This is a genomic window from Leptospira vanthielii serovar Holland str. Waz Holland = ATCC 700522 (assembly GCF_000332455.1).
Taxonomy (GTDB): domain Bacteria; phylum Spirochaetota; class Leptospiria; order Leptospirales; family Leptospiraceae; genus Leptospira_A; species Leptospira_A vanthielii.
The window spans coordinates 59,564-75,411 of the sequence record NZ_AOGY02000038.1 but is presented as its reverse complement, the minus strand read 5'-3'; the positions used below and the strand labels follow the sequence as shown (position 1 = coordinate 75,411).

Here is a 15,848-nt window from a genome sequence, read left to right as displayed (position 1 = left end):
AATCGAGAAACGATCCAAACTAGAAAAAATAGTCGACTCTGATAAAAAAATTATGTCTCCAAAAATATTTTTCTAACGATTGCCGAATATTATTTGTTAGGTGGTTGTTGTTAAGTAGCTAGTCTTAAAAAAAGTTGTGATAAAAGAATGTACTCTAAGGCAGGGATTTCATAATGTAGCTTCATTTTGAAATCTAAGATGGCTTCGATTCGTCCTACATTGGCTTCAAAGTTTTTTTGTCTGTATTCATAGAGAAGTAAAAGACAAATCATTTCTAAAAAGTCAATTCCGGTAAGTCCTTCTTTGTTGGATCGAAATTCTCCCAACTGATCGCGCACCCAATTTTCCAATTTGAATAACAAAATGGAATCATGACAATGTTCTTTTACGTTCTCATGCCATTCCTCTAAAAATTCATCTGCGATTTCAAATGGATTGAGAGATCCACCATAATAAAGTTTAGATTCGGAAATTTCATTTCTTCGGATTTTTTTGATCTCATCTTGAGGGAGATAGTTAAAGGGAATACAAACTGATCGTGATACAATGGTTTGTTTTAAATTTCGTAAGTCATTAACAATGAGGATAAACTTTGTATGGGGAGGTGGCTCTTCTAAAGTTTTAAGAAGTGTGGTTTCTGCTTCATTGTTTATGCGGTTGGCTTCTGGAAATAAAACCACTCGGTAATCGGATGTATGAGGTTTGTAAGGAATCCGTGAAGACAAAAGCCAACGAATCGTGAAGTCTTCAGGATCTTTTTCTTTTCCAATCGCAATGTTCTTTCTTCTGGGAAATTGAATGAAGTCAGGATGGACTCCTTTCATAAATTGCCTACAGGAATCACAAACACCACAAGACGTCCCATCCAAACAAAGGAGTTGTCTTGCAAATCTTTCTGCCGCAATCCACTTCCCTACTCCATCGGGACCATGAAAGATAATTGAACCTGGAATTCTGGATCTATCTTTTACAAAAGATTTCAGGTAAGTCAGTGCAACATCTTGGCCTGACACTTGGTCGAAAGAAAACAAAGTATCAGACATTGTGACTAGTATACCGGAGTGAGCCAACTCATGTAGTTTGGTTGGTCGCCACGCACTGCTTCAAAGAATACCGATTGGATTTTTTTGGTGATTGGACCAATCGTTCCTTCGCCGATCATTCTTCGATCCACTTCTTTCACCCAAGCGACTTGTACACCTGTGCCCGAAAAAAATAATTCATCAGCAATGTAGAGTTCCGAACGAGCGATGTCCCTTTCGACTACTTGGTAACCCAAGTCTTTCGCAATTTGGATGATACTGCGACGAGTGATTCCTTCCAAAATAGAAGAAGGAATGGTGGGTGTATGGATCACTCCGTCACGAACGATAAACAAATTTTCCGCAGATCCTTCCGATACAAACCCCCGCGCATCTAAAAAGATCGCTTCATCCATTCCATTTTGTACGGCTTCTGATTTGGCTAGAGCTGAGTTTACATACCCACCACTGACTTTGGAAAGTGTAGGAATTTGGTTATCCGAAAATCTTTGCCAAGATGATACAATCGTCGTGAGACCATTTTGCGTATCTAGGTAATCGTCCAACTTCAAAGCATACACTGTGATGTCTGCTTTCACATCATGAAATCTGGGAGAAAGTTGTAAGGCAGAAGTATAAATGAAAGGCCTAAGATAAACATTTTGTTTCACTTCATTTTTACGGAGCAGTTCCAAAATGATCGATTGGATTTCTTCTGGTGTGATTTTGATTTGAAGCTGCATGATCTTTGTGGAGTTCACAAGACGTTTGCAATGTTCCGGCAATCGAAAGACATAGAGATTTTTTTTGGTTTCGTTGTAGTATCCACGGATCCCACCGAAAACTCCGGTTCCATATTGTAATGCATGGGTTTGGACACTGACTTTTGCGTCTTCGGAAGGAACGATCTTACCTTCAAAGTATGAATAAGGGAATGAATTCTGAGCCATTGAGATTCCTATCACTCCAATCTTCTGAAGTTTCAAAATTAGAAAATGAATTTTATCTTTTTTTCTCTCGAACCATAGGCCGATGGTTTTGATATCGTTCTAAAGAGTAGAACAAGAATTAGAACTCACACTCGTTTTTGATACGAACGAATACTTAAGAAGACATAATATGAATCCATCCTTTTATCCCAACCAATTTGATTGTATCGTTGTCGGTGCTGGACATGCCGGATCAGAAGCGGCTTACATTTCTGCCAAAGCCGGTCTCAAAACTCTCCTCATCACAATGAACCTAGATACCATCGGCCAGATGAGTTGTAATCCCGCCATTGGTGGAATTGCCAAAGGACATATGGTTCGTGAAGTTGATGCCCTTGGTGGTCTTATGGGCCGAGTCATTGACCAAACTGGAATTCAATTTAAGATGTTAAACACATCTAAAGGTCCTTCGGTTTGGGCTCCTCGTGCACAAGCAGAGAAAAAACAATACCAATTGATGATCAAACACCAGTTGGAAAAATTAAAAACTCTTTCGATCAGACAAGACACTGTGGAAGATTTGATTGTGGAAGGAAACCAAGTGACTGGTGTCATTACTGGGCGCGGGTTTACGTTTTATACCAAACATGTAATCTTAACTACAGGAACTTTTCTTTCTAGTGTGATTCATATTGGAACTTACCAAAAAGAATCCGGCCGTATTGGGGAGCCGACAACGAAAGGTCTATCTCATACACTTGCGAGATTTGAATTGCGACTTGGAAGATTAAAGACAGGAACCCCTGCTCGTGTTCACAAAAACTCAATCAACTTTGAGGGTCTTGATGTTCAAGAGGGAGATGAGAACCCGCGTCCCTTTTCTTTCTCCACTCCTAAGATTGATCGTAAACAAATTCCTTGTTATATCACTTATACAAACGATACCACTCATGAACTGATCAAACAAAACTTGGAGTTCTCTCCGATGTATTCTGGTCAGATCAAAAGTATTGGGCCAAGGTATTGTCCTTCCATTGAAGACAAAGTAGTTCGCTTTGCCGAACGGGATCGCCACCAAATTTTTATCGAACCCGAAGGTTATGAAACCAACGAGATGTATCTGAATGGTGTCTCCACAAGTTTGCCTGAAGAAGTGCAATGGAAGTTTCTTCGTAGCATCAAAGGATTAGAAGAAGTGGAACTGATGCGGCCGGGTTATGCTATCGAATATGATTTTGTAGATCCAACAGAATTAAATCCCACACTCGAAACAAAGAAGGTGAAGGGCCTCTATCATGCAGGTCAGATCAACGGCACTACAGGTTATGAAGAAGCGGCCGCACAAGGACTTGTTGCCGCATACAATGTGATTCGATCTGTCAAAAAAGAAGAACCCATTCATTTCAAACGAAGTGAATCTTACATCGGAGTTCTTGTAGATGATTTGGTTTATAAGGGAGTCGAAGATCCCTACCGAATGTTTACGAGCCGTGCAGAATACCGCCTACTCCTTCGCCAAGACAATGCCGACAGAAGACTTATGAAGTATGGATACGAGATGGGACTTGTAGAAGAGCCTCTCTATACAGATATGAAAGATCGTTACGCTCGGATTGAAAAAATCAAAACACAGATGTTTGTGACTTCCATGAAGCCTACAGAAGAACTCACAAAAGTTTTAGAAGAGAGGAAGATCGAAAATTATAAATTCGGTCACACAGTAGCTTCGTTTTTAAAACGTTCCGATATCAAAATCAAAGATATCGAACCAATTCTTTCTGAGTTACAATCCTTGAATGAAGATGAGAAAGCAGTTCTCGAAATGGAAGTTAAATACGAAGGGTATCTAAAACGCGAGTTGGAAACTATCGAATATCGTAATAAGTTTTTAAACTTTCAAATCCCTTCTGATTTTGATTACGCCAGCGTGAAAGGTTTGAAGACTGAGGCCGTGGTGAAGTTAGAAAAACATCGACCTTTGAATTTAGAAAATGCACTCCACATCTCTGGTGTGGATCCTTCCGATGTAGATCTTTTACTCTATCATCTCGTGGACAGACGATAGATATTGATTCGTGATAGAGAATCCATTCAGCATTCGAAAAAGAATTCTCCTCAAATAAAAAAACCAAGAAGGATATCCTTCCTGGTTTCTACTTCTCATTGTTCGTAGTAATATCTGAATTACTTTCGATACCTTCTGAATTTACATTTCCAATCAGTTCCTTGATTTACTGATTTGGATACGTTGCAAAATACTCTTAAACCTACGAAAGAAAATCTAAATATTAAGTGCTCAAATGAGTCTCTTTCGATGTTCAATTTCTGATTCAAACTGAATCGAGATTAAGATCACCAGGATCTATCCATTCAAACTTTCCAACTTTTGTTTTATCAGCTCTTTGTTCGAGCGATCAACTTGCACAAAATTAGTTTCAATTTCTTTTAATCGTAAACGAGCACATGGGTCTTTTCTAGGAGCCAGTTGTCGCCCTGTTTCACGTGAAACGAATGGGACTCCAAACTTCCATCTGCTTTGTATTTGAGTTTGTGCACACGTCGATTCTCACCTTGAAAGAATTCTCTTTCGACAAGATTTCCTTTCGCATCAAACTTGAAATGAATCTCACCGAGACCTTTTTTCTTATCATCAGTCAAGTATTGAATTTGGACATTGGGTCGTTTCGGATCGATTTGAAAACGAAAGGATTCATTGTCTTTGGTTTCTAAGTTTTTACCTTCAGCAGCAAAAACATTTCCCTCTCCATCACTTTCAATGGAATACACAATGAGTAGTCGTCCTTCACCATCTTTGACATTCATCTTTTTCAAAGCACGACCTTTGAATTGAAAGTCTTTACGTTCAACAAGGTGACCACCGTTGTCATAGACTTCCTCACTGGAAACGAGTCCATCGGTGTATCGAAAGGTTGTCTTGCCATCACCATTTCCCTCTTTATCAGAATAGGTTTCGCTGATCAATTTTCCATCAGTGTTATATTCATACTCTGCGACATAAACCACCTGTCCTTCTGCGTTGCGGACGATTTCCTTGTTAGGAACTTTTTTAATTTTTTTAAAAAGATAAGCATCTTTGTGGGACCACTTGCCGGGTGTGTAACCTAAAATAGGAAAGGAAAGGATGATTAAAAAACTGATGATTCGAATCATGGAAAAGAGTTCTCCTACAGGAGACATCGGCGAATTCATTTAAAACGATAACGAGATTATGTCAGAAAAAACAATCCAAGAAGAAATCCAAACCATCATCCCTGATCTATTTCCAGCACTCGAACCCGAGTTTGATTGGGAACTAGTGAAGAATTTTTATGAGTTTCTCAAACGAGACAATGAGAAAGGCGGATTCTTTTCTCGAAACGATTCAGAAAAAATCCTCGAGAGACATATTCTGGAATCGATGATCTATGTTTGGAAATTAAAAAGCACAGGATACGTTTCACGTGAAACAAATGTTGCCGATGTCGGAACTGGGCCCGGACTTCCCGGTTTTCTTTTTGCCCTCTTAAAAAAAGCTCCTCATGTATTTCTTGTCGATTCTCAGAAACGAAAACTGGCACTCCTAGAAACAGAGATAGAGAGTGGTAGTCTTTCCAAAGTAAAAAAGCGAGTCGAGTTTATCTACGCACGCACGGAAGAGATTAACTCCAATTTCGATGTGGTTACTTCACGAGCGATGGTTCCTTATCCATACATTGCGGAAGTAACAGCTCGGATGGTGAAACAAAAAGGAATCTTATGTCCCTTCCTTGCACAACCCTACCAAGATTTGGAGAAAGAAACAGAGGTTCTTACGAACAACGGTTTCTATATGAAAAAAGAAATTCCCATTCCCGAATTAGAGTTTGTGGGAAAGAGACATATCAAAATACTGCAAAAGAATTCCCTTCCTAAAAAGGGATATCCCCGCGACTGGAAAGAAATCGTAAAGGAGACTAAAAGCAAGAATGGGTAAAATCGTTTCGATCAGTAACCAAAAAGGTGGAGTTGGTAAAACGACCACGGCGATTAACTTGGCATCCAATCTTGTTGAATTGGGGAAAAAAGTTCTTCTCCTCGATATTGATCCGCAAGGAAACTCAGGCTCAGGTCTTGGGTTGGAAGTACAGTCTTTACATAAAACTACTTATGAAGTTTTGATTGGAGAACTCTCTGCAAGAGAAGCGGTTCAAAAAACTTTCGTAAACAATTTGGATATCATTCCTTCAAACATCAATCTCTCCGGTTTGGAAGTCGACTTTCTAGGAATGGAAAAAAAGGAATTCAAATTGAAAGATGCTTTGGCTTCGATCAAAGAATCCTATGATTATATTTTAATCGATTGCCCTCCTTCTCTTGGTGTTCTTACCATCAACGCACTTTGTGCTTCACAGTCAGTGATGATCACTTTGCAGACAGAATACTTTGCACTCGAAGGACTTTCGCAGTTGATGCGAATTATTTCTCTCGTGCAGTCACAATGGAATCCTTCTCTTGCACTTGAAGGTGTACTACTCACGATGTATGACAAACGAACCAACTTAGCAAACCAAGTAGCAGAAGATGTTCGCAACTACTTCAAAGAGAAAGTGTATGAAACTGTCATTCCAAGAAATGTAAAATTATCTGAAGCGCCGTCCTTTGGAAAACCAATCAACTATTATGATCCTGATGGTGTAGGTGCTAAGAGTTATAAAAGTTTAGCGGAAGAAATTGTAGGGAAGGCATAACGTTATGGCACTCGGCAAAGGTAAAGTTTTAGGAAGAGGACTTGGGAATTTAATTCCAGTCAATGAAAACAATGTAGAGATTTCAAAAGAGGAACTGAGTGGTCTTCGTGAAATCAAAGTCACAGAAATTTTACCAAACCCGCACCAACCAAGAAAACAATTTTCGGATGCCTCGATCCAAGAACTATCCAACACCATTGTAGAACATGGAGTGATCCAACCCATCGTAGTACAGAAGAACCCTTCTGGTTCTGGATTTCTTTTGGTGGCAGGTGAGAGGAGACTTCGGGCTTGCAAACTTGCCGGCTTTGCAAAGATACCAGCGATCGTACGGGACATTTCTGAAGCAGATATGATGGAGCTTGCTCTGATTGAAAACATCCAAAGGGAAAATCTAAATCCCATGGATGAAGCATTAGCTTACCAAGCCATCATCGACAAACGCGGGTTAAAGGTAACGGATCTTGCGACTCGGGTGGGGAAAAACCGAGCGACCATTTCCAATTTGATTCGGCTTTTGGCACTTCCGAAACCATTACAAGATTGGGTTAAGGAAGGAAAACTTTCGGAAGGCCAAGCTCGTCCCCTTCTCTCAATTCCCGATTCCAAAAAACAATTCGAAGTGGGACAAAAGGTTATCGCAGAAGGATGGAATGTTCGCGAGGTAGAAAACTACGTTTCCAATCTTTTGAACCCAGATAAAAAATCAAAGTCATCTTCAGTGGGTCCAGACAAACGCGATGCCAGTATTGTAAAGTTAGAATCCAAACTCAGAAACAAATACAGTTCCAAAGTAGAAGTGGCTCACAATGAAACGAACGGAAAAGGAAAGATCGTTTTCTCTTATGCGAACCTAAGTGACATGGAAAGAATTCTAGAGCAGCTCGGTGTGAAACTGTAGTTTCGCCAATCGTTCATACAATTCACTTTTTTTCATGAGTTCGTCATGTGTACCGACGGACTCAATCTCCCCTTCCTTAATCACTACAATCTGATCTGATTTCACAACTGTCGATAGTCTATGCGCAATCATGATGGTTGTTCTTTCCTTTACCAAAAAATCCAAAGCACGTTGGATCATTTGTTCTGATTCAGAATCGAGTGCCGATGTAGCTTCATCTAAAAGAAGAATTCTTGGATTGCGAAGTATGGCTCTTGCAATCGCGATCCTTTGTTTTTGTCCCCCGGAGAGTCTCGTTCCCAAATGACCTAGATTACTTTCATATCCATCGGGAAGTTGGTTTAGAAATTCTGTGACATAGGCATTCTCTGCTGCTTTCTTTATTTCTTCAAAACTTGCATTGGGCTTTCCATAGGCAATGTTCTCACGTAAGGTTCCGCTAAAGAGAATGGGTTGTTGGGGAACAAAACCAATGAGGGATCTCAAATCTTTTAGAGCCAGGTCTTTCAGATCAATTCCTTCAATCCGTATACTTCCTTTCGTTGGATCATAAAATCGTAGGATGAGTTCAAAAAGTGTACTCTTTCCTCCGCCAGAAGGACCAACAAGAGCCGTTGTTTTGTTTGCTGGAATTTCTAAATGGATTCCTTTCAGAGCCTGGTGGTCGGGACGGGATGGGTAAGAAAAGTATAAACTTTCTAAATTGATTTTCAGACCGTTCCGTTTGGAGGAACCATTGAGAGAATGGTTTTCTGCAATTGGTTGGATGATAGTAGAGATGGGTGTTGGCAATTGTGGATCTTTAATTTCTGATTCGGATAATAAGAGTTCCATCAATCGTTCTGTAGCGCCAGCTGCCCGTTGCAAGTCTCCTAACACTTCGGATACGGCTCCGACACTATTGGCAACCATTATCGCATAAAAAGAAAATGCGATCAGTTCCCCACCAGTGATCTTTCCTTCTAACACATCGGTTCCTCCTATCCAGAGCATTACGCTGATGCCGGTAAGGATAAAAAGAATCACAGCTGCAATGAGGAGTGCTCTTTGTTTGATACGGGCAACAGCAACATCAAATGCGCCTTCCACCGTCTGGGTAAACTTTAGGATGTCTTCTTCTTGGTGGTGGAAGGATTGCAGAATTTTAATATTAAGAAGGGATTCACTTACGTAAGTTCCAATACTTGCAATTTTGTCCTGTGTGCTACGGGAAAGATTACGCACTCTCTTTCCATAAAACAAAATCGGAAATACAATGAAGGGAACACTAAGGAGGACAATCATTGAAAGTTTGGCATTGGTGATAAAAAGAAAAATAATCCCACCCACAAACATCAAAATATTTCTGAGGGCAATCGATGCGGATGACCCAATCACTGTTTGGATGAGTGTGGTATCAGTTGTGATTCGGGACTGAATTTCTCCAGGGGAATTGGTTTCAAAAAAACTGGGATGGATGAAAATGATATGTTTAAATACATCCCTTCGAATGTCAGAAGCAACACGCTCTCCAATCCAAGAAACTGTGTAGTGACGAATATAGGTTCCGATCGCAAGAAGAATCCCAACTAAAATAATAAAGGCGAGAGAATAACCTAACTCTTGTTTGGATCTAGCCGAAAAACCGGCATCCACTAAATGGCGTAATCCCTGCCCTAATCCTAAAGTAACTCCTGCAGTAAAAAGGAGGGCAAAGGAAGAAAGTGCCATTTGGAATCTGTAGGGTTTTAAATAAGAAAAAGTTTTGGAGAGAACGCGGATGTTTTTCGACTTAGGCCGATCAGGTGTTTGCAAAGAATTATCCTTTTAGATCAATAAGTAGACCTCTGATTTCATCTAATTGTTTCAAAATTACAAAGGCACTGTTGTTCGGTGAAAACATAGTTTTTGCAAGTAAATCTAATTTTTCATCCACAACCTTGACATAACGAACATCCTTTTGGTCATTTCGTCCGCGTTGTGGGGCTTGCATCACTTTGTAATTTTTTTTGAGGATGAGCTCCGCAATTTGTTTGATATGTTTTTTATACGATTCGAGGTTTTTGTGGTTTGGATCTTTGATGAGTTCTTTTTCCAAATCAGGTAGGTCTTTCCAAAGTTCATTCAGCTCTCTTGTTTCTTCTTTTCCTGCGGGAACAATAGATTCTAAAATATCTAAAAAACTTTGTTTGGATTCATCCACTGGCCCAAGGGAGCCGGAGAGTTTTTCTTTGGACCCTTTTTTCGCCTGAGTGGATACCGACTTAGGGTTGTTGTTTTGGATGATCATAAACCCGCCTAATGACGAGTGGGGTTAATCGTGCATTTTCCGTGAAACACTACACCTTCTTCAACGATTAAACGAGGAGTAACAATATCTCCTTCTAATCGACAACTGGAAAGTAACGTGACTCGTTCTGTTGCATAGATGTTCCCTCGGATTTCTCCTCCGGCAACTACCACACGTGCTTTGATATCTGTATCGACGATTCCGGACTTTCCTATAAGTACCTTTCCGGTGGTTTCGAGCACCCCTCGAAATTTTCCATCGATACGAATGAGGCCTGGGAATTTGAATTCGCCTACGAACTCGGCGCCTTCCCCAATGATGCTATTAACTAAAAATTCTTCTTCTGTAGATGGATTGGACATTATTCTTGAATTTGGTTGAGAAATGAAAATGGATTCAACGCTTGGGTACCAACATGTACTTCATAATGAAGATGGTAAATCGGATTTTCTGGAGATTTTCCAACATAACCTAGGATGTCGCCCTTGGAGAGTTTTTCATTTTTCTTAACACGAATTCGATCGAGATTGGAGTAGATAGTTTTCCATCCAAACTTATGAGATAATTTTACGTAATAACCTGTGGCTGGCGAGTATCCTGTGTCGAATACAATTCCGGGAGCTGTGGCAATGACTTCCGCACCAGGAAAGGATCCAATGTCCAAACCTCGATTCACTTCTTCTTTACCTGTAACAGGAGAGATATAATTTCCAAAAGGAAACAAAACATATCCCTTCGTTGGCCAAATGGATGGGGTGTTTCGAATGATACTCTTTCTTTTTTTGATAAGTTTGATGATCTCTTCTGAAAGTTCGGAAGATAACTTTAAATTATGAATGTCTTCTTTGATGCGAAAGGATTCATCCGTAATGTCGGATTGAGGTGTTCCTTGTAATGCGAGAAATTGTCCTGCTTGTCCACCCATTCCTTTCGAAACTCGAGACGGATCACCACCTAATTTGATATAGAGGTTAGAAATTCTTTCATAATAGTATTGAATGGTTTCGTGAAGAGAATTTACCTCTTCCTTCATTTTGGAAGATTGTCTGATAAAATCTTTGTTGGTTAAATTGAGTTCTGTGAGTTGGTGGATGGATCCACTATGTGATAAAACGTTCACAGCACTGATCACAAGAAGAATGACCATAATCCCAATAAAGATAGAAATGGCTTTGTAGGAGATGACAAAGTTTATGGTTTTGCGGTCGGTATGAGGAATGACCATAATGGTCAGACGTTCACGGCCTTTTTTGTCAAGATCCTCATAACGTTGGGATAACTTAAGCTTCCATTCCTGGACTTTATACCGCAAACGGTAGAAAATTAAATGTAGTCTTTGTTTTACTTCCACGTTCTTTCGAGACCTTCGACTATTTAAACAAAAGTTAATGGACCCACTATATCTTTCGATTGAATTTTCATTTTCATCCAGTGGAAATTACAAATCTTGCTATTTATGGGATATTCAACCATCGACACACACTGCCACCTAGACATAATTCGGGAACAAGGCCAAGAGATTGAAGAAACTCTGGCGAAATCCCGAATTGCTGGAGTAGACCGAATGGTGCAAATTGGGATTGATTTACCTAGTTCTATCGAGGCTGTTCGTATTTCAGAAACTCATTCCTCTAAAGACTTAGAGATTTTTTATTCAATCGGTTGCCATCCTACGGAAACTCATGAATTTCCTAATGCCGATCAAATTTTAGATTTAGCAAAATCCCGAATGAATGACCCAAAATTTTCAGCCATTGGAGAGATTGGTGTCGATCTCTATCATGATGCGAGTACTCGATTGGCGCAAAATGAAGTCCTTAGAAAGTTTTTACAGTTTTCTTCCGATTATAAATTGCCTGTTGTGATTCATTCGCGCGATGCCTTTGCAGATACTTATGAAGCATTAAAAGAATACAAAACAAAAGCGTTTGGTGTGATTCATTGTTTTACTTATGATTATGAAGCAGCCAGACAGTTTGTTGATTTAGGTTACTATGTTTCCTTTTCTGGGATTGTTACATTTAAGTCTGCTACTGATATCCAAGAAGCAGCGCGTAAAATTCCATTGGAAACAATTCTCATTGAAACGGATGCACCATTTTTATCACCGATGCCACATAGAGGAAAACGAAATGATTCCTCACATCTTCCATTTGTATTAGAGAAGATGTTTTCCTTACGAACAGAAACCAATTCGGAAGTAGCAGATCGCATTTACCAAAATTCCATAAAATTTACAGAAAGAAAGGCCTATCACCATGCTTGATATCAACCGTATTGTCCAAAACCCAGAGGAACTACTTTCCACCTTACAAAAGCGAGGTGTTGCTTCCGCAGACATTGAAGCAAAAATTAAATCTGTTTCTGAAAAACAACGAAAGTTAAAATTAGAAGTGGAGGATCTTCGTGCAGAACGAAACCGAGTTTCCAAAGAAATTGGAATCCAAAAATCCCAAGGCAAAGACATCACCGAAATTTCTGCATCGATGAAGGGAGTTGGCGACCGAATCAAAGCCATCGAAGAAGAATTAACTAAAGAAGAAGAGTCATTACATGATCTTAATTTAGGACTTCCTAACTTACTGGATCCGTCTGTTCCGGAAGGAAAATCAGAAGCAGACAATGTCCTAGTTCGAGAGTGGGGAGAAGTTCCGAAACTGTCCTTCGAAGCAAAAACCCATTTTGATATTGGGGAAAAATTAGGTATTTTTGATTTTGAACGGGGAGTGAAACTTTCGGGAGCAAGGTTTTACACCTATCGCGGCCTTGGTGCCAAATTAGAAAGGGCTCTCATGAACCTAATGCTTGATACTCATACAACAGAGAATGGTTATGAAGAGATGTGGGTTCCGGTGCTTGTGAATGATGAATCCATGACAGCTACAGGTCAACTACCGAAATTTGCGGAGGATTTTTACAGACTGGAAAAAGACGGCCTCAATTTAATTCCTACTGCGGAAGTTCCTCTCACCAATTACTATCGTGATGAAATTATTTCTGAAAAAGAGTTACCAATCTCTGTATGCGCCCACACTCCTTGTTTTCGTCGTGAGGCCGGTTCTTATGGACGCGACACGAGAGGCCTTGTTCGTGTGCACCAATTCCAAAAAGTGGAGTTGGTAAAATTTGTAGAACCAGAGACTTCCCAAACTGAACACGAAAAGATGCTTCAAGATGCAGAGTCGATTTTGCAAAAACTGAAACTTCCTTATCGAATCATGCTTCTGTGCAGCAGAGATATGTCCAGTGCCTCTTCTAAAACCTACGATATTGAAGTCTGGATGCCGGGTCTTGGTCGATTTATGGAAATTTCCTCTGTTTCTAACTTCAAAGACTATCAAGCAAGACGGGGAAAAATTCGATACAAGTCAAAGGAAGGAAAAAACCTGCTCGTCCATACTCTGAATGGTTCCGGTCTTGCGATCGGTCGAACACTGGCTGCAGTGATCGAAAATTATCAATCAGCGGATGGAACCTTCCAAATTCCGGATGTATTAAAACCATACATTCGCTAAAAATTTAGGGCAGATGACCGAGGTGTCAAATGCCCTATTTGTTTTTATCAATCTTTACAACTATTAAAAACGTTTGTTATTCAGTTGGGGAATATACCTTATTCAGTTATTGGAAACAAATAGGTGGGATTTATGCGCAATGCGTAAAAGCGCAATTCCGCGGTGCTTATACGCTAAGCAGAAAATCTATAATAATCGGAAGTTATGCGAATCACGTTTATTCCCGAGGAGTAATTATTTTTAATCGTTATGCGTCTATTCGCAAAACTAAAGAGCATCTAAAGTCAAAAATTACCGGATATATATCGCATCGCGTTTATTGTGCATTGTATCTTAGTCTTTTGTTTTCCCTTCTTTCAATTCCTAAATCTGTTTATAGCCAAACGCCCGACCTGGAACCAAGTTTGGTCGTAGCACCAATCCAAGGTCCGATCAATACTGAGTTTCAGGAATTTGGTCCTACGATGACTCCTGATGCTAAGACTTTATATTTTTATTCCAAACGTTCGAGTCGTGGATACACAGAGATTTTTAAATCAGAACGCAAAAAAGACGGAACATGGGATTTTCCAGAAGAAGTTGATGTATTAAATTCTGCTTTCGATGACCAAAGCCCCTTTATCGCTAGAGATGGAAAAACACTATTGTTATCATCAAACAGAGACGGCTCCGTTGAAGTGATGTTACCCGATGGTAAGGTTGGCATTTCTAGAGATTTGTATGTTTCAAATTGGAATGGAAGGTCTTGGAGTAAACCAGTCGCTTTGCCTAGTCCAATCAATACAGAAGAAATTGAAGAAAATCCCCATTTACTGGGAGACACTTTACTCTTTACAAGATATCCATTCGGTAAACCAAATATGGCTAAAGTATACTTTAGTCAGTTTAAGGATAATTCCTGGTCTAATCCAAAACGTTTGCCATCACCCATTAATGATAATTATGCGACTATCGCAGCTGCATTTAATGATGATGGAAGTATTCTCTTTTTCTCATCCAATAGACCTGGTGGTTACGGTGGTTTTGATTTGTATATGGCAAAAATTGCTGGAGATACTTTTAAGGATATTGAGAATTTAGGGGCTCCTATCAATTCAACAGAAGACGAAGCCTATATCGTTTTCCAACAGGTTAAGAAAACTTTTTTATTCTGCCGAAGGGTAGAGGGTAGATCTTTTGATGTGTTTACGGCATCCGTTCCCAAACAAGAAAATCTAGTGCAAAAGAAACTAGAAGAGACTAAAAAAATCTCTTTGGATTCAGTTTACTTTGAACGTGCTTCCTCAGTTTTAAAACCAGAATCCTCTGCACCTTTAGATGCTATCGTTGACTACTTACATGAAAATTCTACCAAGAAAATGAAGATCATCGGTCATACTGATTTAACGGGAACTTTTGAAGATAATATGGTTCTGTCAAAGGAAAGAGCAGAGTCCGTAAAACAGTATTTAGTCTCAAAAGGGGTGGATTCTAATCGCCTATCTACCGATGGAAAGGGACCTACCCAACCGATGGTGCAAGGGACAGATGAGGCATCGTCTAAAAAAAATAGAAGAACAGAATTTGTACTGACCGATCCTTAATTTTTCCTTGCCGTTTCTCTTTCCAGAGAAAAGGTAGTGGGGATGTTGCCTCTTTTCAGGATCCATAATTTTGCGTTGGTTTCCTTTTTTATATTTTTTCTCCCACTTTCCCTTTCTGGAGAATCAAGCCAGGTTTTAGAGAAAATTAGAAAAACAAAAACTCTCACAGTTTCAGTAAATGAATTTTATGATCCCTTTTATATAGAGAATCCAAATCCTAATTTTCCTGGTTTGGATGTTGAGTTAGCTCAAGAATATGCAAAATTTCTAGATGTAGATTTAAAAATTATTCCCCTTCGTACTTTTGATCAACATGCAAGAATGTTAGAAAAAGGTGATACGCAAATTGCTATGGCTGGGATTTCTTCTTCCATCAATCGATTCAGAGATGTTTATTTCACAGACCCTTATCTGATTTCTACACCAGCAGCCTTGGTAAATCGAACAGCCCTTCCCCCAGAACCTGAAGGACAGATTGTAACTGTGCAGTTGTTTCGTAACCTAAATGACCTAACAAACATTACTGGAATTTCATATTCGGTTCTTGCTAATAGTTCTAATCACCTTTTCTTAAGAGAAGCTTTTCCTAAGGCACAAATTTTCTCCTACTTTACAAATGAAGCTGCATTAAATGAATTAAAAAAGAATAACGTAAATGCTTTCGTTGCTGATTCATTTTATATTCAAGCTCTCTTACAAAAAGATTCCTCCTTACGAGCGAACTATTTACCGATTTTGGGGGTTGTGCAGGAAGACCACATCAGTATGGCAACTGCCAAACGAGATGTTGAATTTCTTTATAACTTGAATTTCTTCATTAAAGAGCTGAAACGTACAGGCAAAATCCAAGTTTTGATTAATAAATATTTTAAGTCCAATCAGTGGGTTAAAAAAGAATAAAG

General features: G+C 39.5%; 15 protein-coding genes. 8 read left to right on the top strand and 7 right to left on the bottom strand.

What is annotated here, in order from left to right; translation table 11 throughout:
* Positions 1-110: 110 nt before the first annotated feature.
* Complete coding sequence (locus LEP1GSC199_RS08110) at positions 111-1,043, bottom strand: hypothetical protein (RefSeq protein WP_002980441.1); 933 nt, start codon at positions 1,041-1,043, stop codon at positions 111-113.
* A gap of 5 nt (positions 1,044-1,048) precedes the next feature.
* Positions 1,049-1,972 (bottom strand): branched-chain amino acid transaminase, encoded by a 924-nt coding sequence (locus LEP1GSC199_RS08105; RefSeq protein ID WP_002980249.1) that lies wholly within the window; start codon positions 1,970-1,972, stop codon positions 1,049-1,051.
* Positions 1,973-2,141: 169 nt separating this feature from the next.
* On the opposite strand from LEP1GSC199_RS08105, the gene mnmG reads away from it, so the two are divergent.
* Positions 2,142-4,016 (top strand): tRNA uridine-5-carboxymethylaminomethyl(34) synthesis enzyme MnmG, encoded by a 1,875-nt coding sequence (gene mnmG / locus LEP1GSC199_RS08100; RefSeq protein ID WP_002980275.1) that lies wholly within the window; start codon positions 2,142-2,144, stop codon positions 4,014-4,016.
* Between the two features lie 380 nt (positions 4,017-4,396).
* Here the strand turns inward: mnmG and LEP1GSC199_RS08095 are convergent, their stop codons facing one another.
* Positions 4,397-5,122, bottom strand: a complete 726-nt coding sequence (locus LEP1GSC199_RS08095; protein ID WP_002980395.1) for a hypothetical protein — start codon at positions 5,120-5,122, stop codon at positions 4,397-4,399.
* 58 nt (positions 5,123-5,180) lie between these two features.
* Here LEP1GSC199_RS08095 and LEP1GSC199_RS08090 point away from each other — a divergent pair, with 58 nt between their 5' ends.
* Genes LEP1GSC199_RS08090 through LEP1GSC199_RS08080 form a run of 3 tightly spaced genes read left to right on the top strand, consistent with a single transcriptional unit; the run spans position 5,181 to position 7,579 of the window.
* On the top strand, positions 5,181-5,924 hold the full coding sequence (locus LEP1GSC199_RS08090) for an RsmG family class I SAM-dependent methyltransferase (RefSeq protein WP_002980301.1): 744 nt from the start codon (positions 5,181-5,183) through the stop codon (positions 5,922-5,924).
* On the top strand, positions 5,917-6,678 hold the full coding sequence (locus LEP1GSC199_RS08085) for a ParA family protein (protein ID WP_002980384.1): 762 nt from the start codon (positions 5,917-5,919) through the stop codon (positions 6,676-6,678). The genes LEP1GSC199_RS08090 and LEP1GSC199_RS08085 overlap by 8 nt, the downstream gene beginning before the upstream one ends.
* A 4-nt stretch (positions 6,679-6,682) precedes the next feature.
* A complete protein-coding gene (locus LEP1GSC199_RS08080) occupies positions 6,683-7,579 on the top strand; it encodes a ParB/RepB/Spo0J family partition protein (RefSeq protein ID WP_002980449.1) in 897 nt (298 codons plus the stop codon).
* Here LEP1GSC199_RS08080 and LEP1GSC199_RS08075 read toward each other — a convergent pair.
* Genes LEP1GSC199_RS08075 through LEP1GSC199_RS08060 form a run of 4 tightly spaced genes read right to left on the bottom strand, consistent with a single transcriptional unit; the run spans position 7,553 to position 11,199 of the window.
* Positions 7,553-9,373, bottom strand: a complete 1,821-nt coding sequence (locus tag LEP1GSC199_RS08075) for an ABC transporter transmembrane domain-containing protein (protein WP_002980337.1) — start codon at positions 9,371-9,373, stop codon at positions 7,553-7,555. The genes LEP1GSC199_RS08080 and LEP1GSC199_RS08075 overlap by 27 nt on opposite strands.
* A gap of 4 nt (positions 9,374-9,377) precedes the next feature.
* Positions 9,378-9,848: a YaaR family protein gene (locus tag LEP1GSC199_RS08070; protein ID WP_002980282.1), complete on the bottom strand. Its 471-nt coding sequence runs from the start codon at positions 9,846-9,848 to the stop codon at positions 9,378-9,380.
* An 8-nt stretch (positions 9,849-9,856) separates the two neighbouring features.
* Positions 9,857-10,210 (bottom strand): bactofilin family protein, encoded by a 354-nt coding sequence (locus LEP1GSC199_RS08065; protein WP_002972551.1) that lies wholly within the window; start codon positions 10,208-10,210, stop codon positions 9,857-9,859.
* Positions 10,210-11,199, bottom strand: coding sequence for a M23 family metallopeptidase (locus LEP1GSC199_RS08060; RefSeq protein WP_002980319.1), 990 nt, complete (start codon positions 11,197-11,199; stop codon positions 10,210-10,212). Before LEP1GSC199_RS08060 ends, LEP1GSC199_RS08065 begins: the two co-directional genes overlap by 1 nt.
* A gap of 105 nt (positions 11,200-11,304) precedes the next feature.
* On the opposite strand from LEP1GSC199_RS08060, the gene LEP1GSC199_RS08055 reads away from it, so the two are divergent.
* The 4 genes from LEP1GSC199_RS08055 to LEP1GSC199_RS08040 are packed head-to-tail and all read left to right on the top strand — an operon-like array spanning position 11,305 to position 15,846.
* Entirely contained in the window at positions 11,305-12,114 is an 810-nt protein-coding gene (locus tag LEP1GSC199_RS08055; RefSeq protein WP_039926387.1) for a TatD family hydrolase, read from the top strand.
* Entirely contained in the window at positions 12,107-13,363 is a 1,257-nt protein-coding gene (serS, locus tag LEP1GSC199_RS08050) for a serine--tRNA ligase (protein WP_002980499.1), read from the top strand. The genes LEP1GSC199_RS08055 and serS overlap by 8 nt, the downstream gene beginning before the upstream one ends.
* A gap of 29 nt (positions 13,364-13,392) precedes the next feature.
* Positions 13,393-14,946 carry an OmpA family protein gene (locus LEP1GSC199_RS08045; RefSeq protein WP_002980358.1) on the top strand — a complete coding sequence of 518 codons (1,554 nt, stop codon included), beginning with the start codon at positions 13,393-13,395 and terminating at the stop codon, positions 14,944-14,946.
* Between the two features lie 42 nt (positions 14,947-14,988).
* Positions 14,989-15,846, top strand: a complete 858-nt coding sequence (locus LEP1GSC199_RS08040) for a substrate-binding periplasmic protein (protein ID WP_002980509.1) — start codon at positions 14,989-14,991, stop codon at positions 15,844-15,846.
* The last annotated feature ends 2 nt before the right edge of the window (positions 15,847-15,848 follow it).